Raw genomic sequence first — 2574 nt, 5'->3', positions numbered from 1 at the left:
CCCACCCCCCCTGCGCCGGGGCTCTCCCTTTCTTCCGTGCGTCCGCACGCGGCCTCCGTTGGTGATCAGGCCGGTTCGACGGGGTCGCTCGTACCGACCGCCCGGGTTATCCGCCCGCCCAGCTCCCGCAGCAGCTCGATCAGTTCCGGCGGCTTGTGCGCCTCGAAGTCGCAGCCGAGCAGCAGCAGGCGCAGCGCCTGCCATTCGAGACTGGCGCCGCGGGTGCGCAGCAGGCAGCTGTGCTCGTCGAGCGGCATCAGCTCGAAGGACTCCGGCAGCCGCCCGGCCAGAGCGTCGACGGACTCGTACAGCGTCACCACGGCCTCGGGGCCCGGACGCGTCCCGGCCAGCGCGCGGGCGACGAACTCGGCGGCGTCGGCGGCGGGCAGCTCGCGCGGCGCGAACCGGGCGCCCGTCGCGTGCGGCTCCCGCAGCCGGTCGACGCGGAAGGTGCGCCAGTCCGCACGGTCGGAGTCGTACGCGACGAGATACCAGCGGTGCCCCGTGCACACCAGCCGGTACGGCTCGACGCGCCGTCGCGTCTCGGCCCCGTCGCCCGCGCGGTAGCCGAACCGCAGCCGCTCGTGGTTCATCGCCGCGGCCGCCATGACGGTCAGGGCGTGCGGATCGACCGCCGTGCCGCCGTCGAGGGCGAGCGCGACGGTCGCCGCCTGGAGCGTGCCGACGCGGTGCCGCAGCCGGGCGGGCAGCACCTGCTCCAGCTTGGCGAGGGCCCGTACGGACGCCTCCTCGATGCCCTCGACGGCATGGCTCGCGCCCGTACGCAGCCCCACCGCGATGGCCACCGCCTCCTCGTCGTCGAGGACGAGGGGCGGCATGGCGGCCCCGGCGACCAGGCGGTAGCCGCCGACCGAGCCCAGCGTGGCCTGGACCGGATAGCCCAGCTCGCGCAGCCGGTCGATGTCGCGGCGGATGGTGCGCACGCTGACCCGGAGCCGCTCGGCGAGCTCGCTGCCCGGCCACTCGCGCGGCGTCTGGAGCAGCGAGAGCAGAGTCAGCAGGCGGCCGGGGGTGTCGGTCATGGCGTCCAGCATGCCGGGCAATGAGGACAGGGCGTGTCCGGGGTGCCGCGGGGACGTTTCCCGGCCGGTGTCAGTGGATGATCCCGGCCTCCGTAGCGGTGGTTGTCCAGGAGGAGAACTCCTCGGTGAGCCCGTGGTAGAGCTCGGCGTCCGACAGGGCGCGCGGGTCGGCGCCGGCGGCGAAGAACCCCGCGTTGTCGATGACGCGCTTGGCGGGCACGGGCAGGTCGTCCAGGCGGCGCAGGAAGTCGAACTGCTTGTCGCCGGGGTTCCCGAACGCCACGAACTGCCAGAAGATCGGCAGCTTGGCGGCCGTGCACAGGACGTGCTCGGCGGCGGCACGGGAGGAGGGGCCGCCGTCGGTCTGGAAGATGACGAAGGCGGGGTCCGCGGCGCCGGATTCGGCGTAGTGATCGATGACGGCCTGCATGGCCAGGTGGTAGTTGGTGCGGCCCATGTGCCCGTAGCCCTCGTGCAGCGCGTTGACGCGCCCCTCGTAGTCGTCGAGACCGAGTTCGGCGATGCCGTCGACCTCGGTGGAGAAGAACACCACGGGTACGGTGCCGTCGTCGTCGAGGTTCGCGGACAGGCCGAGCGCCCGCTCGGCGAGGTGCTGGACGCTGCCGTCCTTGTAGTAGCCGCGCATGCTGCCGGAGCGGTCCAGGACCAGATAGACCGCGGCCCGCCGGCCCGCCATCCCGGCCTTCTCCAGGGAGACGCGGGCGGACTTGTACAGGTCGACCAGCTTGGGCGCCGCGGACTGGACCTTGGTGAGGTCGATCGCCGGGGTGGGGGCGGCGGGGCGCTTGGTGTAGTCGATCGTGGGCGCGGTGGGGCGCTTTGTGTAGTCGATGGTCATGAGACTCCCCTAGACATGCCGCGGACGAATCATCCGCTGTGGGCACGTTACGTCCAACTCGCGTGCCTCGTGGGCCCGGTGGCGGGTATGGACAGGGCGTCGGCGGGCGGTCGCGGGCGGTGCCGATTCGGGTGTCGGTTCCGGTGTGAATTCCGGTCTGAATTCCGGTCCCCTGAGCCCCTCCCGAAAGTCCTGGGGCTGGTGTTAACTGGCGATATGTTCGCCGCTGACGCGCTTCCTCGGCAGATCGGCCTGGCCGTGCTGCTCGCCGCCATCGTCTTCCTGGTGGTGGGACTGGTCCGTAACGCACGGCGGGGCACCGCGTCGCCGCTTCCCTGGGCGGTGCCGGGGCAGTCCGCCGAGACGCCGCCGGACGTGTCCTCGACACCCGCGGCGCCGGAGACTCCCACGCCGTCGGCGGCTCCCTCGACGCCCGCGACCCCGCATCCGATGGAGAGCGTGGAGCTGACGCCCGCCGAACAAGAGGCGTTCGCCGATCTCGTACGCCAGTGGAAGACCCCCTTCCACCCCTGATTCCACGCCTGACCCGTCCCTGATCTCCCCGGCGCCCGTCGGTTTCCGAGCCAGCCCCGTGCCGCCTGTGTTTCCGACAGGCGGCACGGGGCTCGCCGCGTTTCGCCTATGGCCGGATTTGACGAGGTCGACGCCTAT

The 2574-nt window shown here is 72.1% G+C and carries 3 protein-coding genes; 1 reads left to right on the top strand and 2 read right to left on the bottom strand.

What is annotated here, in order from left to right:
- Positions 1–65: 65 nt before the first annotated feature.
- Positions 66–1043, bottom strand: coding sequence for a helix-turn-helix transcriptional regulator (locus ACFU99_RS40490; RefSeq protein WP_384402826.1), 978 nt, complete (start codon positions 1041–1043; stop codon positions 66–68).
- 70 nt (positions 1044–1113) lie between these two features.
- Positions 1114–1902 carry a vWA domain-containing protein gene (locus tag ACFU99_RS40485; RefSeq protein WP_384402824.1) on the bottom strand — a complete coding sequence of 263 codons (789 nt, stop codon included), beginning with the start codon at positions 1900–1902 and terminating at the stop codon, positions 1114–1116.
- Between the two features lie 216 nt (positions 1903–2118).
- Here ACFU99_RS40485 and ACFU99_RS40480 point away from each other — a divergent pair, with 216 nt between their 5' ends.
- The gene (locus ACFU99_RS40480) at positions 2119–2436 is read left to right on the top strand and encodes a hypothetical protein (protein ID WP_384402821.1); all 318 of its coding nucleotides are present in this window, start codon (positions 2119–2121) and stop codon (positions 2434–2436) included.
- Positions 2437–2574 lie beyond the last annotated feature (138 nt).

It is taken from the genome of Streptomyces sp. NPDC057654 (assembly GCF_042800135.1).
Taxonomy (GTDB): Bacteria; Actinomycetota; Actinomycetes; order Streptomycetales; family Streptomycetaceae; genus Streptomyces.
This window is presented reverse-complemented; position numbering and strand designations above follow the sequence as displayed.